The sequence below is a fragment of the Megasphaera sp. DISK 18 genome (assembly GCF_001682955.1).
Taxonomy (GTDB): Bacteria; Bacillota; Negativicutes; order Veillonellales; family Megasphaeraceae; genus Megasphaera; species Megasphaera massiliensis.
Map to the genome: position 1 here is coordinate 1 of NZ_LUGJ01000054.1, position 20,712 is coordinate 20,712.

A 20,712-nucleotide genomic window follows, 5' to 3' on the forward strand; every position below is an offset into this window, starting at 1 on the left:
CAACATTTGACAAAGAGCCTTATAATTTTCCGATATCTTTCAAGTACTGCTGGCATTTTTCGCGGATTTCCGGATTGGCTTCGACTAAAGGCAGGCGAAGGGGGCCGGCGGGAAAACCGAGCATATTGACCATGGTCTTAATGGGAACCGGGCTGACCGTGCAGAAGACGCCTTTCATGAAGGGCAGGTATTTCTGATGAAGGGCAGCGGCCTTTTTGACGTCGCCGTCTTTATAGGCCTGAATCATGGCGTCCATTTCCTTACCGATGACGTGGCCGGCAACGGTGATGACACCTTCGCCGCCGACAGCAACGATAGGCAGGGTCAAATTGTCTTCGCCGCTGTAAAGGTGGAAGCCTTCCGGAGCATTGGCAGCGACGTAACCGGCGAAGTCGAGGCTGGCGCTGGCGTCTTTGAGGCCGATGATGTTGTCATAGTCACGAGCCAGTCGGCAGACCGTTTCCGGTTCGATACTGCCGCCGGTACGGCCCGGTACGTTGTAGATGAAAAACGGCAGGGACGTCGCCTTGGCGATGGCCGCAAAGTGGGCGTAACAGCCGTCCTGGTTCGGTTTATTGTAATACGGTACGATGCACAGCAAGAGATCGACACCGGTGGCTTCGGCCTTTTTAGCGATGGCAATGGACTCAGCCGTATTATTGGTACCGACATTGCCCATGATAAGGGTCTTGCCTTTTAATTCGTCGGCAACGACTTTAAAAAGCTTGAGCTTTTCTTCTTCGGTCATGACGGCTCCTTCACCGGTCGTAGCACCAAGAAGGATGCCCGAACCTTCGTCGGCATACTTCTTAGCCAGTTCGACAGCGGCTTCATAATTGACGGAACCGTCCTGATTGAAAGGCGTTATCATAGCAATGATGATATTCGGAAAGGTTAACATAAAGATTCATCTCCCATCGTGATCTCAGTGAATCATATCGTGATCCAGCATATATTCGGCAATCTGCAGGGCATTGAGGGCTGCACCCTTGCGGATCTGGTCGCCGGAAACCCAGAGGTTGACCGCCTTCGGATTGTATAAATCTTTGCGGATACGGCCGACGTAGCAGTCGTATTTTTCCGACGTAAATAAAGGCATAGGATATTCCATCGCTGCCGGATCGTCCTGAACCTGAGCACCCGGGAAGGCATCGATGGCTTTGCGAATGGCATCGACGGTCAATTCATCAGCCGTTTCTACATAAATCGATTCGGCATGGCTGCGGAAGACCGGCACGCGGACCGTCGTCGCCGTAATGGCAATAGAGTCGTCATGAAGCATCTTGTGCGTTTCGTTGACCATCTTCATTTCTTCCTTAGTATAATCGTCTTCTACAAACTTATCGATTTGCGGAATGAGATTAAAGGCAATGGGGTAGTGCTTCGGCAGGCTCTTGCTGGGCAGGATTTTCGGTTCCATGTCCCGACCGGCTAAGAAGGCTTCCGTTTCTTCGCGCAGTTCGTCGAGCCCTTCTTTACCGGCACCGGACACAGCCTGATAGGTGCTGACGATGATCCGTTTGATGGGCGACAGATCATGAATCGGTTTCAAAGCCATGAGCATGATAATCGTCGAACAGTTCGGATTGGCAATGATGCCCTTATGAAGGGCGATATCATCCGGATTGACTTCGGGAACGACCAAGGGGACGTCGGGATCCATGCGGAAAGTGCTGGAGTTGTCAATGACGACGCAGCCGCGTTTCGCCGCTTCCGGTCCCAGTTCTTTACTGACCGAGCCGCCGGCAAAGAGTCCGATATCTACCCCATCGAAGGATTCCGGCTTGGCTTCTTCAACGGTATATTCCTTGCCATTGACCGTCAATTTCTTGCCGGCCGAACGGTGGGATGCCAACAACTTCAATTGGCTGTACGGGAATTTTCGTTCTTCAATCAGGCGGATAAATTCTTGGCCTACGGCACCTGTGGCACCTAAAATCGCTACTACCGGTTCTTTCGTCATAACAAACTTCCTTTCCTCATGGTTCCTTATTTATAAATAGTTTTCCAGCCCGAAGACGAGTCCCGGACGGGAGCTTACTTTCTTAACGGCTAAGATGACGCCGGGCATGAAAGATTTACGGTCGATCGAATCGTGACGAATCGTCAGTAATTCGCCGTATCCCCCGAAGAGGACCTGCTGGTGGGCTACGTATCCCGGCAGACGGACACTGTGAATGGGAATGCCGGCAACAGAAGCACCGCGGGCCCCGTCCAGGCTTTCATGGGTCTTGTCCGGAGCCGGCTGAGCACCGGCAGCTTTCCGCGCTTCATCGATTTTATCAGCCGTCATGATGGCCGTCCCCGACGGAGCGTCGAGTTTATTGTTGTGGTGGAGTTCGATGATTTCAACGTCCGGCAGATAGGGCGCGACTTCCGTCGACAACTTCATCATCAAAACGGCACCGATGGAAAAGTTCGGTGCAATGAAGATACTGGTCTTCTTTTCCAAAGCCAGGGCATGGAGCTCATGGCGCTGTTCGGCCGTAAGTCCCGTCGTACCGACGACCATGTTGATGCCGTGAGCTATGCAGGTTTTAGCATTTTTAAAAATGACGGCAGGCGTCGTAAAATCGACGACGACGTCCGGCTTAATATCGTCAAGGGCCTTGGCAAAATCGTCTTCGATGGCAAGGCCTAAATGACCGACACCTGCGACTTCGCCGACGTCTTCCCCGACGTGGTCGATACTGACACCGCCGGCGACGGTCAGTTCCGGATCTTCAAAAACGGCTTTGACGACCTGGCTTCCCATGCGGCCGTCTGCCCCATTGACTAATACACGAAGCATATTGATTCCCCCTGTAGTTTTATGATTTGACAGCGTATTTTTATTTTAAAATTATCTTTAACTATATACCTATCGCGGACATTCGTCAACCTGTATCTGTCACTTCGAAGGCTGCCTTACGATCCCTTCACCTGTTGTACGATCTGTCTGGCCGCTTCAATACTGGCTTTTGTCGTATCGTTGCCGGCAAACATGCGGGCGATTTCAAGGACGTGTTCACCGTCAGACAGGCTGCGTACCTGGGTAACCGTCCGACCGTCGGCTTCCTTCTTATAGATGAAGAAATGGTGGTCGGCAATGGCCGCCGTCTGCGGCAAGTGGGTAATACAGAAAATCTGTCCTCGGCCGGCGAGTTTCCGGATATGGTCAGCGACCTGAAGGCCCGTCTGACCGCTGATGCCGACGTCGATTTCATCGAAAATCATAATCTTATCGGCATCCTGGCCGGACCCGGTCGTCTTCAAGGCCAAGGCAATACGCGAGACTTCACCGCCGGAGGCAATTTTTGCCAAGGGCTGCATCGCTTCCCCCGTATTGGCTGAAAAATAAAGTTCAATGCCGGAAGCACCGTCCGATGAAATTTCCTTCATAGGCTCTATGTGGAAGGCAATGCGGCTATTGGGCATACCGAGCTTGTTTAAGGTCTCAGTCATGACCTTGCTGAACCGGTCATCGGCTTTATGGCGCAAATCCAGTAAAACCCCTGCCTGATGCCGTACAGCCTCCGCTTCTTTCGCCAGCTGCGCTTCGAGTTTTGCTAAGTGGCTTTCCGACTGGTCCAGGCGTTCATAGTCTTCCTTGGCTTTGGCCAAAAACTGCAAAATGTCAGCTACGGTGACGCCGTATTTGCGCTTTAATTTTTCAATAGCTGACATGCGGGACTGCATGGCGTCCAAAGCGTGCTCGTCGAAGTCGAAGGAATCGGCATAGCGAAGAAGAGCATCGTGGATATCTTCGATCTCATAGGACAAGGTTTCTACCTTTCCTGACAAGGCACTGAAGGTATCGTCGTAGGTCGAGGCCTTCTCGAGGCTGCGGTGAATCGTCTCAAACTGTTCGATAGCCCCGGTCTGACGCTCGCCGCCTTCTAACGCAAAGATGGCATCCCGCAGATTATCCTTCAGGTGTTCCGCATGGGACGCCTTATTGATCTTCCCTTCGAGCTCGTCGTCTTCGCCTTCCTTTAACTCCGCCCCTTCGATTTCTTTGATTTGAAAGGCCAGGATACTGAGCATCCGAGCCTTTTCACCTTCATCGCGGCGCAGGGCCTTGATGGCCCCTTCCGTTTTATGCCACGTGCCATAGAGCTCGTCATACGTTTCTCTGGCCTTACGGACGTCGTCATTGAGACCGTCTAAAATGGCGACGTGATAAGCAGTGTTAAAGATGAGGCTGTTGTCGAACTGGCCGTGAATATCGAGAAGATAATCGCCTACGCGGCGCAGGACCGCCGTCGGCACCAAGGTGCCGTTAACAAGAATGGTCCCTCTTCCGCTGCGCTGGAACTGCCGGGAGATGATGAGCTGTCCCTCGTCAACTTCGATGTGATTATCTGCCAAAAGGGCTGCCAATTCGGCAGGCATATCGGCAAAAAAGAACGAGCCTTCGACGAGAAAGCCCTCGGTGCCGTGGCGAACGAAGGATGCCGACGCCCGTTTTCCGGCCAACATACCGATGGCGTCAAGGAGAATCGATTTGCCGGCCCCTGTTTCGCCGGTAAAAATCGTCACTCCGTCCTCTAAGTCCAAATGCAGGTCTTCAATCAGCGCAAAGTTATGAATGTGCAGGGACTGCAGCATAAGAACCTCATTCCTTCATCAACGATACGATCAATTTAATCAATTTAGGAACTGTTTCCGTATCTTTCACAATGAGCAGGACCGTATCGTCGCCGGCTAAGGTACCGATGACGTTTTCCCAGCGGGCATGGTCCATAGCAGCGGCAATGTGGTTGGCCGACCCCGGCAGGGTGTGGACGATGATCTGATTGTAGGCCGAATCGACGCGGACGATGGAGTCCTGAAAGAGACGGGCCATGCGGTTCTTGGACATGAGCATGTTCTGTTCCGGCGACAACGCATAGCGATAATGGCCGTCACTGGTCGGAACCTTGATCAACATCAGTTCTTTGATATCACGGGACACCGTCGCCTGGGTGACTTCAATGCCTTCTTCCTGCAGTGCCTTGGCTAATTCCTCCTGTGTTTCAATCGGTCTGGACTGGACAATCTCTTTAATCTTTGTGTAGCGAAATCTTTTCATAATGACCTTTCCCTCTCTTCTGTACGACATATAATAAGGGCGGACAGTGGACCTCATTGACGGGTTTCCACGACGAGACGTGAAAGGCCCCTTGGGGTACGTCCTTCAAAAATGACTGCAGCGCTCTTTCTTCCTGAGCGCCGGCCTCAGTACCGGGATAAGCTGCTATTATAATTATCCCATTTATCGCAATTTTATTCAAGCCTATTTTTAGAGCCCTTAGTGTTATTTCATAATCCGTATGGATACGATGGTCTCCGGACGGCAAATAGCCCAAATTGAATACCATGACATCGATGCCGTCAGGGACCGTTTCCAAGAGTTCGTCATGAGAGCCACACTGGCAGCGGACATCGCGGTCGGTCAGCTTTTCTTCCAAGAGCCGCTGTTTCGTCCGTTCAATGGCACAGGGCTGTATATCAAAGGCATAGAGGACGGCATCGGCCGGCATGAGTTTTGCCAAAAAAGCCGTATCATATCCGTTCCCACAGGTCATATCGACAATCACTCCGGCCCGGCGGACATAGGGATCGAGGAGCATGTGCGATACCGTAACGGCATTGCGGAATGGATACATATCAATCATTTCCCATCATCTTAGTAAATAAATTACTATAAAAATAATTTTGGTTAAAGCGAATCAGTTTCAGTACGTGATCGGCTTTTCGGATTTCAAGGGTCATATTGCCCATCAATTCCTGATCCATCACGCCGTCAACGGAGACGCGGACGCTGTTGCGGCTGTGGGCCGACGTAACTGAAATCTGATCGTCGTCGCGCAGGACCAGGGGTACTTTCAGGAGCAGATGCGGACAGATTGGCGTTACCATGATGCAGGGCACGCTCGGCGCTGCAATGGGGCCGCCGCTCGAAAACGTATAACCCGTGCTGCCCGTCGCCGTCGATACAATGAGGCCGTCACCGGGATACTGCTGAATAAAATGACCGTTGATGCTGAGGTCGACGCGGATCAATTTGCCGACATTTCCGTGGCCGATGACGATATCATTTAAGGCATCGGGAAGAGACTGAATCATACCGTCTTCGTAGCACAGATCGGCATGGAGCATCATCCGTTCTTCGAGGAAATATTTTCCGGCCAGGATATCGTCCAGACGCTGTTCGAGGTTCCGCGTTTCGACTTCATAGAGGAACCCCAAGGAACCGAGGTTGATGCCGCAAATGGGAACGTCTGCCGAAGCAAATTTATTGGCCATCTTGAGGATCGTCCCGTCGCCGCCGAGAACCATGGCGATATCGATGGTGTCGTAAATCGTCATTCGCGGCCGGAAATGGTCGGCTTCAATTTCCTGATAGGCCGGCTGACAGCTCTCACTGACGTAAGCCGGCAAGTAGTATTCAAGACCCCGGGCTTCACAAATCCGGATGAGTTCTTTGACGATCGCTGCGCTTTCGCGTTTAACAAGGTTCGGAAAAATACCGATACGCATGAGAAATCACCTACATTTCATGAGATTTACCGACAATATCTTCGACAACGTCATCGGTGATATCGTTGTGACAAGGTTCATCTTTACGGCTGTACAACAGATATTCGATATTGCCGTCGGCCCCCTTTATCGGGGAAAACGTGAGCCCCAGCGGCGACAGCCCGTTTTCGGCAATGCCGTCGACGACGCGGCGGATGACGTCACGATGGACGGTGATATCGCGGACGATACCGCCCTTGCCGACGTGTTCCCGCCCGGCTTCAAACTGAGGTTTTATAAGGGATACCATGACGCCGCCCGGTGCCAGAAGGGGCACGACGGCCGGCATGATTTTGAGGAGGGAAATAAAGGAGACGTCGATGGAAATGAAGTCCACGGGCTCGCCGATATCGGAGACGGTGACGTTGCGGATATTGGTCCGTTCCATATTGACAACGCGCTCATCAGTCCTGAGTTTCCAAGCCAACTGACCGTAGCCGACGTCGACGGCAAAGACTTTCACGGCGCCGCGCTGAAGGGCACAGTCTGTAAAGCCGCCTGTCGAGGCGCCGATATCCATCATCGTCTTTCCCGTAAGGTCGATGGGAAATATTTCCATCGCTTTTTCTAATTTCAGGCCGCCGCGGCCGACGTAGGGAATGGGATTGCCTTTGACGGTGATTTCTACGTCGTCGGCCAGTTTGGTACCGGCCTTATCGACGCGCTGATTGTCAACGAAAACCAAGCCGGCCATGATGGTAGCCTTGGCTTTTTCCCGACTTTCAGACAAGCCGCGGTTGACGAGGAGTACGTCCAGTCTTTCTTTATGCTGCATACGATCTTACCTCTCCTATCATTAATGGACCCGGGTCAGCAGGTGTTCGACGAGTTCCTTCAGGAACCAGGCCTTGTCCCCTAAGGGTTCAAGGGCCATAACGGCTTTATCAGCCGCATCGCGCGCCATTTGCCGCGCTTCTTCAAGGGAAAAGATGGTGACATACGTCGCCTTGTCGTTTTTAAGGTCGCTGCCGACGGGTTTTCCCAAAAGGGCTTCGTCGCCGACGACATCGAGGATATCATCGGTAATCTGGAAGGTCAGTCCCATATAGGTCGCGTATTCATCGAGGGCCTTTCGGACGGCCGGTTCGGCCTCAGAAACGATGGCAGCCATATCGATGGCTGCTTTGAAGATGACTCCCGTCTTAGAACGATGGAGGAGTTCCATCCCTGCCCGACCGATTTCCATCTTGCCGTCCGACGCCAGGTCAAAGGCCTGACCGCCGACCATGCCGGAAGGACCGGCTGCCTCGGCAATTACGGCAATACAGCGGTTCAGCTTATCCGGATCTATGTCCTTCTGACGAGCCAGGAGTTCAAAGGCAAAGGTCAAGAGGCCGTCACCGGCGAGAGTGGCAATGCCCGGTCCGTACATAACGTGATTCGTCGGTTTGCCCCGGCGCAGATCATCGTTATCCATGCAGGGCAAATCGTCGTGAATCAAAGAATAGGTATGGATACATTCCAGGGCGCAGGCCATTTCCGTATAGGGTTCCGCGTCGTATCCCAGGGCTTCGATGGTGGCCAGCATGAGAACCGGGCGGATCCGTTTGCCGCCGGCCATGAGGCTGTAATTCATCGATTCATACAAGGTCCCAAACTGGGGCTGCTTCGTCTGAAGAAGCTGTTTAAGGACTGTTTCGATATGATTCTTTTTATCGTTCAAATAGTCTTTAAACATCATAAGTCCAGCACTCCTTCTGCCACATCAGCCGTTTCGTCACCTTTATCGACCATGGCCGCTGCTTTCTGGCGGGCATAGTCCAAGGCATCTTCGCAGTCCTTGGACAATTTAACGGCCTTTTCATATAAATCGAGGGACTGTTTCAGCGTCAAATCCGGCGCTTCGAGGTCGCGGACGAGCTGTTCCAGTTTCTCGTAATTGCTTTCAAAATTTTTCAGTTTATCCGTCGTTCTTGCCATATCGCTTCACCTCTTTCACGTCTGTCACAATCGTACCGTCGACGAGCTGTATTTCAAGGGGTTTGTCGGCGGCTACGCTGTCGATGGCGGTAATGATTTTTCCGTCCTGTACGAGCTGGCCGTAGCCGCGGCGCACGAGGTTTTCCGGATTCAGGCCGTCCAGGCGGCCTTTTAAGGCCAGAAGTCTACTCTGTCCTTGTTCGAGCTGCCGCTGCCACTGATGGCCGGCACCTTCCATGAGCAAGGCCAATTGAGCCTTTTTCATTTCCAAAAAGCGTTCATAATGCGGCAGGTTAAGTCGGCCGGCAGCGGTGTCGACGCGGCGCTTTTCACTGTCGATACGCCGCACGATGATGTCATAGGCCCGTTCCGCCAAGGCGGCTAAGTCGAGCTGGGCTTCCTCAAAATCGAAAAAGGCCAGTTCTGCCGCATGGGTCGGTGTCGCCGCCCGTACGTCGGCGGCATAGTCGGCCAAGGTCGTATCTGTTTCATGACCGATGGCCGTAATGACCGGGACCTTAGCCCCATAGATGGCCTTTACGACAGCCGGACTGTTGAAGCACCACAGGTCTTCCATCGATCCGCCGCCGCGGCCGACGATGAGAATGTCCAAGTCTTTTCGCTTGCCCATCTCATCGATGGCAGCGGCGATGGTCTTATCGACGCCTTCGCCCTGGACGGGGATGGGCCGGAGGACGATATCGGCATAGGGATTCCGTTCTCCGGCAATGCGGCGGATGTCGTGCAGGACGGCACCGGTCGCTGAAGTCAGAACACCGACGCGCCAGGGAAAGCGAGGCAGTTCTTTTTTATGGGAACTGTCGAAATAGCCCTTGGCTTCCAGGTCTTTCTTAATCTGTTCGTACTGGGCCTGGAGGGATCCCGTCCCCTGGGAAAAGAGCTGTTCAATGATAAAGGACAGGGCGCCGCCTTTTTCATAGACGTTGACGGCGCCGATGACGACAACGTGATCCCCTTCGCGCAGGGCCTTTACGGCAGCCGTAACCCGACTGCGAAAGACGATAGCTCGTAGAGAACAGGCTTCATCGCGGATATTCATATAATAATGGCCGTTAGATGCCTGCTTCAGACCGATGACGTTGCCTTCCATGGCAATGCTCTGCAGTCGGTAATCCTTCTGTATATCCTCTTTAATGCGGCGGACGACGTCCGTAACCGATGCGTATTTCATCATTTTTTCCCTTCCTGTAGGGCCGCCCAAAAAGCAGCTCCCGAAGCATTGTCGGCACTGAAGCCGTCCTCGGCAAGGTCGAGTCGGATGTGCTTTTCTTGGCAGTATACCTGAAGTTCTTGGCGCAAATAAGAATTAGACATGACGCCGCCGGCCGCGACGAGGTGAGTCATGCCGTCAGAGACGGCGTAATCGAGGAGGCGATGAAGGCCCCGCCAAACCGTCGCCAGCGTCCAGCGGCAGAGCCGAGGTATATCGGCGTCCCCGTCCTTTAAAAGGCGCTGGCCCTGTGATTCGGGACCGGAAAAACTGACTTCACCGTCTTTAAAAAAGACCGAGGCTCCTTTGAGGGTTCCCGAAAACGACTGTGCCATCTTATCGACGTGGACCCCGGCCGGAAATGGCAGGTTCATGGCGACGCCCATGCGGTCGATGAACTGGCCGGCGCTGATGTCGCTCGTACCGCTGATGCGGGTGATGTCAAGGCCTTTATCGTCGGCAACGGCCCGGACGAGCTCCGTCGTACCGCCGGAGAGATGGATACCGTAAAAAGGCTCTTTTTCGATTTTCCCCAAACTGCGAAGAACAGCCAGCAAATGATTTTCCTGATGGCTCAAGCGGTATAAGGGTACCTGTAAGACGGCCGAGAGAGCCCGGGCATACCCGAGGCCTGCCAAAAAAGCCGGCATATAAGAGTCGTCCCGGCGCCGTGGCTGGTCGGTCACGGCAATAGCCCGAATCCGGCGCGTCTTCAGTACTGCTGCCGCCCGTTCAAAGAGAACCGGCAGGTTGCGCGTATGCTGATAGACCATGTTCGACTGGGACAGGCCGCGACCGCCTTTGGGAACAGTCAGGATGATTCGTTCATCAGCAGCGACGCCATAGGTTTCATCGACCAGGCACAGGGACGTCGTATAGCAGCTGGTATCGATACCGAGATAGGTATCCATCAGTCTTTCGACCTTACGTAAGCGCCGAGGATGCCGTTGACGAATTTCGCCGACTTATCGCCGCTGAATTCCTTGGCCAGGATAATGGCTTCATTGAGTACAATGGACGGGGCCAACGTTTCTTTCGGGTAGACCAGTTCGCACAGAGCCAAGCGCAAAATATTGCGGTCGATGCGGTTCATCCGTTCAATTTCCCAGCCTTTGACGAAGGGACGGATGATGTCGTCCAATTCAGCGCGATGAGCCGTCGTCGTTTCGACGAGGTACTTGCTGTACGTATGCCGTTCCGATTCGCTCAGTTCCGGACCGTCTTCAGTCAGCATATCCGTCGTGATGAAATCGCTTTCCATGATTTCATGTTCGTGGTACTGAATGTCGTTTTCTTCGTGAAATTCACGGGAATATAAGAGTTCGAGCGCCTCTTGGCGCGCTTTATGTCTGCTCACAAAAAACCTCCTGTTGGTAACTAATCTGCCGGCGGCAGTACCAAATCTTCTATAGTAACAGAAATATCAAGACCCTTCGGGTCGGCCATATCCTGCACAGCCCTGGCGGTACACTTTTGGATGGCGAGGGCCAACTCATGCAGGTTAACACCATAGACAGCGCGGATGCCCAAGCGAAGGGCGACACTGCCGTCTTTTACGGAAACACTACAGCGGGTCACGGCCGTAACGCCATCCACGTCTTTGGCCGCCGTTTCGGCAATGTTGCGCAGGGCCTTATCACTGACGGCATAAGCAAAGTCCTGATTGTCATCCATCTTGACCAGCCTCCTCGAAAACCACTTGCTGGACGATGATGTGAACGGCCGCAATGGGGCAGGCCGTCGCCTTTTCAACAGCGTCTTTGACCGTCTTTTGGACTTCCAAGGCGACGTCAGGGATGCGGCAGCCATAGCGGATGAGCAGCCGGACGGTCAACTCAATCACCTGTCCGTCAATGGAGACATCGACACCGTGATTAGGCCGTGTCCGGCCCAGTTTTTCAGCCGCCGCATCGGCAATATTCGTTCCCAACGCAGCGACTGACGGAACCTTGGCCGCCGTCAGCGAAGCAATGGCGGCAATGACTTGTTGGGAAATGTGAATACTCCCCCATTCATTGACTTCTGTCGTTTCCATGGACATCACCTCTTTCATCCAAAAAAAGGGGCTGTCGCACGCGCGAAGCCCCTTGAATACCCTATGCTAGCGGCTAACACGGTAATCCGTTAACCTTAAGCTCTGCCGATATACTGGCCGGTTCTCGTATCGATTTGGAGAACTTCGCCTTCATTGATAAAGAGCGGTACTTTGACGACATAACCCGTTTCAAGCGTGGCCGGTTTGCTGCCGCCGGTAGCTGTATCACCACGGACGCCGGGGTCGGTTTCGATGACTTTGAGTTCAACGGAAGCCGGCAGATCGATGCCGATGACCTTGCCTTTGAACATCATGACCGATACATTCATTTCTTCTTTGAGGAAGTTAGCTGCATCACCCAAGGCGTCTTTGTTCAATTCAATCTGTTCATACGTTTCATTATCCATGAAACAGTACATGCCTTCATTTTCATAAAGGTACTGCATCTGGCGGCGGTCGACGTGGCCGTCCTGAACCTTTTCGCCGGCATTCCAGGTACGTTCAACAACAGCACCGGTTTCGAGGTTTTTAATCTTAGCGCGTACGAAGGCAGCGCCCTTGCCCGGTTTTACATGCTGAAATTCAACAACCTGCCAAACCTGGCCGTCGATTTCAATCGTTACGCCTGGTCTGAAATCATTACTTGTAATCATGTCTAAACTCCTCCTATAACAGCTCCATCAATTCTTTGGGTGTTTTGGTTAAAATTTCACAGCCGTCGGCTGTTACGGCAACGGAATCCTCAATGCGGACGCCAAACTTGCCTTCTATGTACAGTCCCGGTTCGACCGTGACTATCATATTCTCTTGTAAGACACCGGTCGAGCGGGGTGACAGCACCGGCTGTTCATGGATTTCAAGCCCCGTCCCATGTCCTAGGGAATGCGTAAAATATTGACTGACGTGATAGCGGGCAAAATAATTGCGAACGGCATAGTCAATGGCTCGGCAGGAACTCCCCGCTCTTACCAGCGATACGCCCATCTGCTGCCCTTCTAAGATGAGATTGTAGAAATCCTTTTGGGCCTCTGTCGCCTTGCCGACAACGACGGTACGGGTAATATCGGAATGATACCCATCCCAAACGGCACCGAAATCAAAGGTAACGAAATCGCCCTTTTCAATGACCTTGGAGCTGGCTGTACCGTGAGGCATGGCCGAGCGCTTGCCCGAGGCGACGATTGTCGTAAAAGATTTTTCTTCAGACCCGAGAAGCAGCATATTGCTTTCAAGGCGAGCCGCCATTTCCTTTTCCGTAACGCCCGGCTTGATGTAAGGCAGGAGGTCCGAAAAGGCCTTGTCGGCGATGTGACTTGCTTTGCGCGTCGCTTCCAGTTCGTACGATTCTTTGACGGCCCGAAGATGGGTCAGATCGCAGGGCAGGAAACCGCAGAAAGCCCCGTCGGCAATGGCTTCATATAAATAATGGGTCAGAAAATTTTCTTCGTAGGCCGCAACACCGATTTCCATCTCCGTCAGGGATTGGCGTATGGAGCGGGCCAAGGCCCCTTGATGATTTTCGATGTCATACCACGAGCCCGACTGCTGTGCGGCCTGTTCCGTATACCGGGAATCGGTCCACAGTACGGCCTTATCAAGGCCGACGACCAAGGCCCCTTCGCCGCCGGTAAAACCGCTGAAGTAACGCAGGTTTTCGGGCTGAACGATAATGGCGCCATCGGCATCATGTGCTTCGAGGAAGGCACGCAAATCGGCAATTCGTTGTTCTATCATACTATCACCTTATATTAATTCAATCATATTTTATAATACCATATTTTATCTTGCCTGAAAAGGAAAAAAATCAAAAGGATATATTCTCCATTATCACGATAAGCTGTCTCGTTCGTCATCCGTGAGCGGACGAAACTCACCGGGGCGCAGCCCTTCGTCGAGAAAGACCGGACCGATAGATTGGCGATGGAGTGCCATCACCGTAAGTCCGACGGCAGCACACATGCGCTTTACCTGGTGGAATTTCCCCTCTTCAACGATGACGGCAATGGTGTGTTCCCCCGTCTTTTCCGCAGTTGCCGGCAGGCATTCGAGACCGTCAGAAAGGACGATGCCAGAAGCGAAGCGTTCCCCTATATCAGAGGGAATATCGCCTTCGACGACGGCTTCATAGCGTTTGGGCTGATGTTTCTTCGGCGACGTAATGCCGTGGGCCCAGGTTCCGTCATTGGTCAAAAACAAGAGGCCCGTCGTATCTTTATCCAGCCGGCCGACGGGAAAGAGGCGGCTACCCTGATACCTACGCGGCAAGAGATCGAGGACCGTCTGCGACACGTTGTCTTCCGTAGCCGACACGACGCCTGAAGGCTTATAGAGCATGAGATAAATATATTCTTCATAAGATACAATCTCTCCGCCGACGGCGACGACGTCCGCTTCCGGATCGACCTTACGACTGCTGTCGCGGCAGATGGCACCGTTTATCGTGACCTGACCGCTCTTACATAAGTCTTTTAATTCCTTTCTCGTCCCCCAGCCCGTATGGCCCAGGAGTTTATCGAGACGCATCGCCTTTCCCATAGGCGCTCCTATAAAGAAGGCATCTTGTCCCACTGAGGCAGATATCCGGCTGTACCTTCTAAATGCCGGGTGCTGTTGAGGAGGGTCAAGACGTTGCGGTCGCCGTAATATTCGACGACATTGAAGGCCGTATTGAACTGTTGGAAGCACCAGATACGGCGCATATCGAGGCCTAAAAGGCCGAAGAGGAGGCAGCGGATGGCCGCTCCGTGGGAGACGATGAACACACTGTCACCGTCTTTATGCTTGGCCAGGATGTCGCGGGTTCCTTTCAAAATACGGTCCCGGACCTGGCAAAACGATTCGCCGCCCCGAGCCGGCAAGGTCCCGTCTGACGCGTAGACCGCTTCCAGCTCGCCCGGCCACTTGGTCGTAATCTCTTCATACGTATGGCCTTCCCATTCGCCAAAATCGGCTTCCTTCAACGATTCATCTGGGATGACCGACAAGCCGTGCGGCGCCGCTACGCATTCCGCCGTGGCCATAGCCCGCTGGAGGGTACTGCTGTATACAGCATCGAGGTGGGTATGGCTGAAAAATTCACCGAGGTGTTTGGCCTGTTCCAGCCCGTGGGCATTGATGGGTACATCGGTAGAACCTTGGTACCACTGCTGTACATTTCCGTCCGTTTCACCGTGACGCGCTAAATATAATGTAATCATGAATATCCTCCATTATCGAAAATTCATCTAAAAAGCTTCGTGTCGTCCCATCCTTGCAAAAAGGACGGACACCGGAAAATAAGCGCCGTCCCAAGCGAGAGACATAGATATTATAACAGGAAATGAACGGCCTTGCTACCGATAACGACGAGAAGGAGCAAAACCATTTCACTGCCTTCGATGACGGCGCCGTACGTATCGCCTGTGACGCCGCCGAGTTTTCGGCTGATGCCGTGGTTCGCCCATAGGGACAAGATCATGGCCGCCCCTAAGAGGGCCAAATAAAAAGGCCCGCAAAGGAATACGGGCAAGAGAGCCAGCACCAAGGCCTTTACCGTCGTATGGGGCGGCCCGTAGGTAACAAAGGCCTTTCCCAGTCCCTCTTGACGGGCATAGGGAAACTGGAAAATACTGATCAGCGTCCCGAACCGAGCTGCTGCCGGAATGGCCACGAGGCTGAAGACGGCGGCTTTCGGTTCGAGCTGACTCAAAAAAGAAACCTTCAAAAGAACCAAGAAGACGAAGGCCATGACGCCGCCGGAACCGACGCGGCTGTCCTTCATGATGTCCAGCATCCGTTCCCGGCTGCGGCCGGAAAAAAGACCGTCAGCCGTATCCATATAGCCATCGGCATGGAGACCGCCGGTCAGGTAGAACCAAAAGGCCACGACCAAGACGGCGCGGCCAAAAGGATCCAAAATAAACGGCAAAGCGCCGTACAAGACGGCCAATAAAAGGCCGATGATAAGGCCTACGAGAGGAAAGAACATCACTGAACGACCGAAGTCTTCGTCCGTCCAAACATCCTGCGACGCCAGGTGGATCCGCGATAAAAATTGCAGGGCAATGAGAAAGGCTTTCATGGGTTCACCTCCGGCAGGATCACGGCCCGATGCTTCCATTCCGTCGTAATGCCGCAGACCGACACATAGACTTCATCGGCCTCGCGGGCCGCTTCCTGATTGATGCGGCCGATGAGATCCCGATAGAGGCGGCTGACATGCTCCATAGGCACGATGCCGCTTCCCAGTTCATTGGTAACCAAAACAGCCGTCACGCCGGCCTTTCGAAAGGCCTTCAAGATGGTCCTAAGCTCCGTCAGAGCCCCATCCAGGAGAACATCGTCACTCTCTCCGTCATGGTCCCACAGATAATTCGAAAAATAAATGGTCAAGCAGTCGACGAGGACGACCTCGGCGCTCTTACAAAGGTCGTCGAGGACACCGGGTAAGTTGTTGGGAACTTCCCAAGTCGCCCACGATGCCGGCCGGCGCGCCTTGTGAAGGGCGATGCGCCGGGCCATTTCATCATCAGAAACGAAAGCCGTCGCCACATAGGCATGACGGCCGGGCAGGACCGCGGCATAGCGCTCTGCAAAGTCACTCTTGCCGCTTCGGGCCCCGCCCGTTACCAATACGATCTTTGAATTCTCCATCACTTCTTAATTTCCGAATACAGATGGAACACTTCGGGCAGGACGATTTTTTCCATGCCGATTTTAATCAGGCTGGGAAGGGCCGGCAGGCAGTAGACCTGGCACTGGTGGATGATGCCGGCCGTCGCCCGATAGGCCATAGCCTGAACGCCGCAGACTCGCCGATAGGCAAAGTAAGTCATCATTTCGCCAAAGGCCGGAATCGTTTTATCGAAGAGGGCTTCCACGGTCTCAACGGTCACGTCCCGTTTGGCAATCCCCGTACCGCCGCTGGTAATGACCAGGTCGACACTGCATACCCATTCATGGAGATGGCGTTCAATTTCGGCCCGGTCGTCCTTCACGATCTGATAGTCGACGACTTGGTGGCCGTGCTGTGCCAACAGCGATTGAATGAGCAATCCGTTCGTATCGTCGGAAAAGGTACGGCTGTTGCTGATGGTAAGAATGGCTGCCCGCAACGGGTGTTCTTCTGTTTTTTTGTGATTCAAAGTAAAACCCTCCTAACTCAGGACTCGTACGATGCTGCGATGGAAAAGGGGTCTTGTCCTTCTAAGAGTCCCTGGAGAAAATAAGGAATAAACATTTCGCTGACAACTTGCTTGTCATAGTGCCGCTCTTCGTTGCCGTCGGACACGGTAATTCCCGTTCCGATTGCCAGTCGGACGGCACACTTCGGGCTGCCCGTCGGCAAGATATCCCCGTGAGCCCAAAGGACGGTCGCCATAGACCGCCAAGGATAGGGATCGTCTTCATCCTCGTCGCATTCGGCAACTTCTGCCGCCACGATGAGTCCGTTGTCCCGAGCCAGTTCCGCCGTATGGAAGACGAACTGTGTATATTCATCTTCTGACGTCGCCGCCGCTTCCGAAATATACAGCAAGGGGAAATCTTCCCATAAGACGTGTTCCGAAATAAATTCTTCCGTCGGCGCAATATCGGCTTCTTCTTCGACAAAAGACGTATGCAGGTTGTAAGCCGCACAAATCTCTTCCGCATTGTCGCCGGCGTTGAGCGGATAGACGTGAAACCCTATTTTTTGGAACCCTTCGGTCACGTGAATATCCAGCCCGTGTTTCGATTCATCTTCCTGCCAAAAGACAAAGGGCAGTCCAATGTATATCACATCCACTATTATCACCTCTATACTTATAGTATTCGACCTGATCTGTCTAAACTCCTACTTCTACAATATATATTCTTGTATTGTCTGTCAATTCCTATATAATATATTTATAGCTAATACGGCCTTTCTAAAAAGGCCAGAAAGGAAGTATGCCTTATGTTCAAAAAAACGGCCAGTCTTGCCGTCTCCTTCTTCTTTTTGTTGACCCTTTTCGCATCGGCCAATAATTTTCTCGACAACAATCCCCGCTTCGTCCAAGTCGGCCACGACGATACGACGGAATCGTACATCGACATGAATACGATCCAGTCCGTTCGCTACGATCCGCCGTACTACATCATCCGGGCGACGGTCGTGACCTACGATTATGCCAACAATACCTTACAAGGATATGATAACAATTTTTTCTACAATTTTAAATCCCAATCGGTAAAAACGCAGACCTTAGGCGACGTCGGCTACGACCCTGCCGGTAACATCCTGTCTACCCTGGCCCTGGCTAACCCGGAAGTCAAGACGACAGACCGCCTCTCGGCCAACGGCAATGCAGCCAATCGTGCCTTCCGAGCCTGCTACAACATGAATTTTTTCCAAGAATAATACACTGAAAAGGATTGATAGTTATGGATTCCATCATCCACATCGTAACCACCGTCGCTACCATCATCTTCATCGGCGCCGTTCTCTACTCCCTGACGTCGGCCCTTAGAAAAAAGCGGCGCAAGGCAAAGTATGAAAAAGACCTGGTGACCAAGGTCCACGTAAAAGTCGACAATCTCCACCAATACGACATCAAACCGGAAAAAGGCTACTACAAGTATCCCCTTGTCGAAAAGGGAAAACTCCGCCGCTTCCCCCAGCACTTTACGAGTATCGCCATCGAGCTTGCCAATGAGCAGCCTTACTCCATCTGTCTCCTGGCTCTGGCCGAATTTGATAAGGGCGAGATAAAAGACACGCGGTACTTCTACATCCGCCCGCCTGAAAACAACTTGTCCGCTACGGGAGGCCGACATCGCTGGGAAGACTTGTCTAAAGCCGATGAATTCGGCGAATACTGGCAGGCCGGTCTTGAAAAACTCATCGAAGGCAAGACCCTCATCGCCCACAACGCCCCCTTCGTCCTGGGCTGCCTGACCCATGCCCTTCACATTTACGGCATCAAGGCCCCGTCCTTCCGCTATGCTGACACGATGGAAGCCGCCAAAAAATACTACCACTTCTCTTCCAATAAGATCGAAAACATCTGCGATGAAATGGACATCAAGACCGAGGAAGGCAATCTTCTCAGCAAGGCCATCGGAATTGGGAAATTCTTCCTGGAGGCCAAGAAAGACTATCCTCTCTACCTGCCGTCTCTGACCTACGTCGAAAAAGAACCGACCGATGACGATCGAAAAGCTGCCTACATCGCCGCCGTCGAACGCGAAGAAGGTACGCCGGAAGAAATGGCGGCCCCGGAAAAACCGGATTTGGCTCTCGTTAAAGACCTGGTCGACGCGGGATACCTCACCGCGGGAAAACAATCCGGCACCTACTACGCTGCCGACAAAGGCCTTGCTCTATTAGAACAGGCCGACTGACTTCAAACCGAATTCTTATTTTGCACATCAAAAAAGCGCTGTCTTTGAAAGACAACGCTTTTTTTATCATACTCAAATAATTCTTATTTGGAGTACAATTCGACGATCAGTGTTTCGTTGATTTCTACAGGGATTTCGTCGCGTTCAGGCATACGGGTAAGGGTGCCTTCGAAGCCATCGAAATTCTTTTCAACGTAGGGAACGTCGAATGCTTTTAATTCCTGGAAGGATTTCTTGTACATTTCGTTCGAACGGGAATCTTCTTTCAATGTGATAACCGTACCAACTTTTACGTGTGCCGACGGAATATCGCAGCGTTTGCCATTGACCAAAATGTGGCCGTGGTTGACCATCTGGCGTGCCTGGCGGATAGAGTTAGCAAAACCGATACGGTATACTAAGTTATCCAAACGGCATTCCAACAATTTCAGCATGTTCTGGCCCGTTACGCCTTCCATCTTCTTGGCTTTATCATAATAACGGACAAACTGACGTTCGAGCAAATTGTAGTATGCGCGAAGTTTCTGTTTTTCCAATAACTGCGTGCCATATTCAGACATTTTTTTCTGACGCTGATCTTTACGTACGCGTTTTAATGCCTTAGGGTGTCCGTACACATTAACTCCGAACCGGCGACATTCCTTAAAACGCGGGTCTCTCCTCGTTGCCATTTTCTACATCACCTCATATTAGTAATTCAAAAAAATAAATTTTGCTCACGCAATGTATTAATGTTACCACAGGGGCATAGGGCCTGTCAAGTGGCTTGGGGCGTCTTTTCCGACCGGTTTCCAGGCCTCCAAAAAGCTGCCGCTAAAAGTATAGCTCACCCTATCAAAAAAAGAAAGGTCTCTTCATAAATTCTGAAGAAATCTTGACTTATATCGTACAAGATGCTATACTAGCTTAAAATAAAAGAGATTCATTATTAATTAATAAAAACTCAGGAGGTGCCTTATGAATAACTTCACGACAGCCGTTACCAATCGGCGCACAAACTATGCTCTTAGTAAAGACGTTTCTATCTCCCAGGAAACGATTATAAAGACGATTGAAGATATGGTTCACGAAGTTCCTTCGGCTTTCAACATGCAGTCCGGAAAAGTCGTCGTCGCCTTCGGTGAAACCCACGATAAGATTTGGCAGATCGCCATGGATACCCTTCGCGGCATCGTACCGGCAGCTAATTTCGCTGCAACGGAAGAAAAAATCAATTCCTTTGCCGCCGCGTACGGCACAGTCCTCTATTTTGACGATATCTCCATCGTTGAAAAATTGGCCGACCAATTTCCGCTGTATGCACAGAACTTCTCCATCTGGGGGCAACAGGCTAACGGCATGATGCAGTTCGCCATCTGGACCGCCCTTACCGACCTCGGCTTAGGTGTCAATCTCCAGCATTACAATCCCCTCATCGACGATGAAGTCAAAAAATTGACCGGTGTGCCGGAAGAATGGAAACTCATCGCTCAGATGCCTTTTGGCCATCCCTTACAGAAACCGGATCCCATCGAAAAGGCTCCCATTGAAGAACGGGTCAAGATTTTCAAATAAGACGCATATCACTCACTCTCCCATCATAACATAGAGAAGGCTCCCTGCCAGGCAGGGAGCCTTTTTCGTTATGGGGTTTACCCTGTTG

27 protein-coding genes are annotated in these 20,712 nt (G+C 52.2%); 3 read left to right on the top strand and 24 right to left on the bottom strand.

The genetic code is table 11. The annotated features are described in order from the left end of the window. Positions 1-19: 19 nt before the first annotated feature. The 23 genes from dapA to A0U42_RS10125 form a co-directional block, all read right to left on the bottom strand. Complete coding sequence (gene dapA, locus A0U42_RS10015) at positions 20-901, bottom strand: 4-hydroxy-tetrahydrodipicolinate synthase (protein ID WP_065360855.1); 882 nt, start codon at positions 899-901, stop codon at positions 20-22. 24 nt (positions 902-925) lie between these two features. Continuing rightward, the gene (locus A0U42_RS10020) at positions 926-1,963 is read right to left on the bottom strand and encodes an aspartate-semialdehyde dehydrogenase (protein WP_065360856.1); all 1,038 of its coding nucleotides are present in this window, start codon (positions 1,961-1,963) and stop codon (positions 926-928) included. Positions 1,964-1,993: 30 nt separating this feature from the next. Beyond that, positions 1,994-2,791: a 4-hydroxy-tetrahydrodipicolinate reductase gene (dapB, locus tag A0U42_RS10025; RefSeq protein WP_065360857.1), complete on the bottom strand. Its 798-nt coding sequence runs from the start codon at positions 2,789-2,791 to the stop codon at positions 1,994-1,996. A 116-nt stretch (positions 2,792-2,907) separates the two neighbouring features. Further along, entirely contained in the window at positions 2,908-4,590 is a 1,683-nt protein-coding gene (gene recN, locus A0U42_RS10030) for a DNA repair protein RecN (protein ID WP_065360858.1), read from the bottom strand. A 7-nt stretch (positions 4,591-4,597) separates the two neighbouring features. After that, positions 4,598-5,053 (bottom strand): arginine repressor, encoded by a 456-nt coding sequence (argR, locus tag A0U42_RS10035; protein WP_044504422.1) that lies wholly within the window; start codon positions 5,051-5,053, stop codon positions 4,598-4,600. Next, on the bottom strand, positions 5,025-5,639 hold the full coding sequence (locus A0U42_RS10040; protein ID WP_065360859.1) for a class I SAM-dependent methyltransferase: 615 nt from the start codon (positions 5,637-5,639) through the stop codon (positions 5,025-5,027). Before A0U42_RS10040 ends, argR begins: the two co-directional genes overlap by 29 nt. Beyond that, entirely contained in the window at positions 5,632-6,504 is an 873-nt protein-coding gene (locus A0U42_RS10045) for an NAD(+)/NADH kinase (protein ID WP_065360860.1), read from the bottom strand. The genes A0U42_RS10040 and A0U42_RS10045 overlap by 8 nt, the downstream gene beginning before the upstream one ends. A 10-nt stretch (positions 6,505-6,514) precedes the next feature. Beyond that, a complete protein-coding gene (locus A0U42_RS10050; RefSeq protein ID WP_044504425.1) occupies positions 6,515-7,318 on the bottom strand; it encodes a TlyA family RNA methyltransferase in 804 nt (267 codons plus the stop codon). A 21-nt stretch (positions 7,319-7,339) separates the two neighbouring features. Beyond that, positions 7,340-8,224 carry a polyprenyl synthetase family protein gene (locus tag A0U42_RS10055; protein WP_065360861.1) on the bottom strand — a complete coding sequence of 295 codons (885 nt, stop codon included), beginning with the start codon at positions 8,222-8,224 and terminating at the stop codon, positions 7,340-7,342. Continuing rightward, the gene (gene xseB / locus A0U42_RS10060; RefSeq protein ID WP_044504427.1) at positions 8,221-8,463 is read right to left on the bottom strand and encodes an exodeoxyribonuclease VII small subunit; all 243 of its coding nucleotides are present in this window, start codon (positions 8,461-8,463) and stop codon (positions 8,221-8,223) included. Before xseB ends, A0U42_RS10055 begins: the two co-directional genes overlap by 4 nt. Beyond that, positions 8,444-9,658, bottom strand: a complete 1,215-nt coding sequence (gene xseA, locus A0U42_RS10065) for an exodeoxyribonuclease VII large subunit (protein ID WP_255304166.1) — start codon at positions 9,656-9,658, stop codon at positions 8,444-8,446. Before xseA ends, xseB begins: the two co-directional genes overlap by 20 nt. Then, entirely contained in the window at positions 9,655-10,605 is a 951-nt protein-coding gene (locus A0U42_RS10070; RefSeq protein ID WP_065360862.1) for a peptidase, read from the bottom strand. The genes xseA and A0U42_RS10070 overlap by 4 nt, the downstream gene beginning before the upstream one ends. Continuing rightward, on the bottom strand, positions 10,605-11,051 hold the full coding sequence (gene nusB / locus A0U42_RS10075; RefSeq protein WP_065360863.1) for a transcription antitermination factor NusB: 447 nt from the start codon (positions 11,049-11,051) through the stop codon (positions 10,605-10,607). The genes A0U42_RS10070 and nusB overlap by 1 nt, the downstream gene beginning before the upstream one ends. A 20-nt stretch (positions 11,052-11,071) precedes the next feature. Continuing rightward, positions 11,072-11,368 carry a hypothetical protein gene (locus A0U42_RS10080; RefSeq protein WP_065360864.1) on the bottom strand — a complete coding sequence of 99 codons (297 nt, stop codon included), beginning with the start codon at positions 11,366-11,368 and terminating at the stop codon, positions 11,072-11,074. Further along, entirely contained in the window at positions 11,361-11,729 is a 369-nt protein-coding gene (locus A0U42_RS10085; RefSeq protein WP_065360865.1) for an Asp23/Gls24 family envelope stress response protein, read from the bottom strand. Before A0U42_RS10085 ends, A0U42_RS10080 begins: the two co-directional genes overlap by 8 nt. A gap of 95 nt (positions 11,730-11,824) precedes the next feature. Then, complete coding sequence (efp, locus tag A0U42_RS10090; RefSeq protein ID WP_065360866.1) at positions 11,825-12,382, bottom strand: elongation factor P; 558 nt, start codon at positions 12,380-12,382, stop codon at positions 11,825-11,827. A gap of 13 nt (positions 12,383-12,395) precedes the next feature. After that, the gene (locus A0U42_RS10095) at positions 12,396-13,463 is read right to left on the bottom strand and encodes a Xaa-Pro peptidase family protein (RefSeq protein WP_065360867.1); all 1,068 of its coding nucleotides are present in this window, start codon (positions 13,461-13,463) and stop codon (positions 12,396-12,398) included. 93 nt (positions 13,464-13,556) lie between these two features. Then, positions 13,557-14,264 (bottom strand): pseudouridine synthase, encoded by a 708-nt coding sequence (locus A0U42_RS10100; RefSeq protein ID WP_065360868.1) that lies wholly within the window; start codon positions 14,262-14,264, stop codon positions 13,557-13,559. 8 nt (positions 14,265-14,272) lie between these two features. Beyond that, a complete protein-coding gene (locus A0U42_RS10105) occupies positions 14,273-14,926 on the bottom strand; it encodes a histidine phosphatase family protein (RefSeq protein WP_065360869.1) in 654 nt (217 codons plus the stop codon). Between the two features lie 110 nt (positions 14,927-15,036). Next, entirely contained in the window at positions 15,037-15,789 is a 753-nt protein-coding gene (cobS, locus tag A0U42_RS10110; protein ID WP_065360870.1) for an adenosylcobinamide-GDP ribazoletransferase, read from the bottom strand. Then, the gene (cobU, locus tag A0U42_RS10115; RefSeq protein WP_065360871.1) at positions 15,786-16,361 is read right to left on the bottom strand and encodes a bifunctional adenosylcobinamide kinase/adenosylcobinamide-phosphate guanylyltransferase; all 576 of its coding nucleotides are present in this window, start codon (positions 16,359-16,361) and stop codon (positions 15,786-15,788) included. Before cobU ends, cobS begins: the two co-directional genes overlap by 4 nt. Further along, positions 16,361-16,852, bottom strand: a complete 492-nt coding sequence (locus A0U42_RS10120) for a molybdenum cofactor biosynthesis protein B (protein ID WP_044504439.1) — start codon at positions 16,850-16,852, stop codon at positions 16,361-16,363. The genes cobU and A0U42_RS10120 overlap by 1 nt, the downstream gene beginning before the upstream one ends. A 17-nt stretch (positions 16,853-16,869) precedes the next feature. Further along, on the bottom strand, positions 16,870-17,487 hold the full coding sequence (locus tag A0U42_RS10125) for a hypothetical protein (RefSeq protein ID WP_255304167.1): 618 nt from the start codon (positions 17,485-17,487) through the stop codon (positions 16,870-16,872). Positions 17,488-17,643: 156 nt separating this feature from the next. Here A0U42_RS10125 and A0U42_RS10130 point away from each other — a divergent pair, with 156 nt between their 5' ends. Both A0U42_RS10130 and A0U42_RS10135 read left to right on the top strand, forming a co-directional pair. After that, positions 17,644-18,087 carry a hypothetical protein gene (locus A0U42_RS10130; protein ID WP_044504441.1) on the top strand — a complete coding sequence of 148 codons (444 nt, stop codon included), beginning with the start codon at positions 17,644-17,646 and terminating at the stop codon, positions 18,085-18,087. A gap of 23 nt (positions 18,088-18,110) precedes the next feature. Next, complete coding sequence (locus tag A0U42_RS10135) at positions 18,111-19,070, top strand: exonuclease domain-containing protein (RefSeq protein ID WP_065360873.1); 960 nt, start codon at positions 18,111-18,113, stop codon at positions 19,068-19,070. A gap of 83 nt (positions 19,071-19,153) precedes the next feature. Here the strand turns inward: A0U42_RS10135 and rpsD are convergent, their stop codons facing one another. Further along, positions 19,154-19,741 (bottom strand): 30S ribosomal protein S4, encoded by a 588-nt coding sequence (rpsD, locus tag A0U42_RS10140; RefSeq protein WP_044504444.1) that lies wholly within the window; start codon positions 19,739-19,741, stop codon positions 19,154-19,156. 286 nt (positions 19,742-20,027) lie between these two features. Between rpsD and A0U42_RS10145 the strand changes: the two genes are divergently transcribed. Beyond that, positions 20,028-20,624, top strand: a complete 597-nt coding sequence (locus A0U42_RS10145; RefSeq protein ID WP_065360874.1) for a nitroreductase family protein — start codon at positions 20,028-20,030, stop codon at positions 20,622-20,624. Positions 20,625-20,712 lie beyond the last annotated feature (88 nt).

Coding starts and splice junctions, on each gene's coding strand:
- A0U42_RS10055 (WP_065360861.1), bottom strand. CDS start 8,224: ATGATGTTTAAAGACTATTTGAACGATAAAAAGAATCATATCGAAACA.
- A0U42_RS10135 (WP_065360873.1), top strand. CDS start 18,111: ATGGATTCCATCATCCACATCGTAACCACCGTCGCTACCATCATCTTC.
- A0U42_RS10145 (WP_065360874.1), top strand. CDS start 20,028: ATGAATAACTTCACGACAGCCGTTACCAATCGGCGCACAAACTATGCT.
- efp (WP_065360866.1), bottom strand. CDS start 12,382: ATGATTACAAGTAATGATTTCAGACCAGGCGTAACGATTGAAATCGAC.
- A0U42_RS10045 (WP_065360860.1), bottom strand. CDS start 6,504: ATGCGTATCGGTATTTTTCCGAACCTTGTTAAACGCGAAAGCGCAGCG.
- rpsD (WP_044504444.1), bottom strand. CDS start 19,741: ATGGCAACGAGGAGAGACCCGCGTTTTAAGGAATGTCGCCGGTTCGGA.
- cobU (WP_065360871.1), bottom strand. CDS start 16,361: ATGGAGAATTCAAAGATCGTATTGGTAACGGGCGGGGCCCGAAGCGGC.
- A0U42_RS10100 (WP_065360868.1), bottom strand. CDS start 14,264: ATGGGAAAGGCGATGCGTCTCGATAAACTCCTGGGCCATACGGGCTGG.
- dapB (WP_065360857.1), bottom strand. CDS start 2,791: ATGCTTCGTGTATTAGTCAATGGGGCAGACGGCCGCATGGGAAGCCAG.
- xseB (WP_044504427.1), bottom strand. CDS start 8,463: ATGGCAAGAACGACGGATAAACTGAAAAATTTTGAAAGCAATTACGAG.
- A0U42_RS10095 (WP_065360867.1), bottom strand. CDS start 13,463: ATGATAGAACAACGAATTGCCGATTTGCGTGCCTTCCTCGAAGCACAT.
- dapA (WP_065360855.1), bottom strand. CDS start 901: ATGTTAACCTTTCCGAATATCATCATTGCTATGATAACGCCTTTCAAT.
- A0U42_RS10085 (WP_065360865.1), bottom strand. CDS start 11,729: ATGGAAACGACAGAAGTCAATGAATGGGGGAGTATTCACATTTCCCAA.
- A0U42_RS10020 (WP_065360856.1), bottom strand. CDS start 1,963: ATGACGAAAGAACCGGTAGTAGCGATTTTAGGTGCCACAGGTGCCGTA.
- cobS (WP_065360870.1), bottom strand. CDS start 15,789: ATGAAAGCCTTTCTCATTGCCCTGCAATTTTTATCGCGGATCCACCTG.
- xseA (WP_255304166.1), bottom strand. CDS start 9,658: ATGATGAAATACGCATCGGTTACGGACGTCGTCCGCCGCATTAAAGAG.
- A0U42_RS10070 (WP_065360862.1), bottom strand. CDS start 10,605: ATGGATACCTATCTCGGTATCGATACCAGCTGCTATACGACGTCCCTG.
- A0U42_RS10080 (WP_065360864.1), bottom strand. CDS start 11,368: ATGGATGACAATCAGGACTTTGCTTATGCCGTCAGTGATAAGGCCCTG.
- A0U42_RS10040 (WP_065360859.1), bottom strand. CDS start 5,639: ATGATTGATATGTATCCATTCCGCAATGCCGTTACGGTATCGCACATG.
- A0U42_RS10130 (WP_044504441.1), top strand. CDS start 17,644: ATGTTCAAAAAAACGGCCAGTCTTGCCGTCTCCTTCTTCTTTTTGTTG.
- A0U42_RS10050 (WP_044504425.1), bottom strand. CDS start 7,318: ATGCAGCATAAAGAAAGACTGGACGTACTCCTCGTCAACCGCGGCTTG.
- A0U42_RS10105 (WP_065360869.1), bottom strand. CDS start 14,926: ATGATTACATTATATTTAGCGCGTCACGGTGAAACGGACGGAAATGTA.
- argR (WP_044504422.1), bottom strand. CDS start 5,053: ATGAAAAGATTTCGCTACACAAAGATTAAAGAGATTGTCCAGTCCAGA.
- recN (WP_065360858.1), bottom strand. CDS start 4,590: ATGCTGCAGTCCCTGCACATTCATAACTTTGCGCTGATTGAAGACCTG.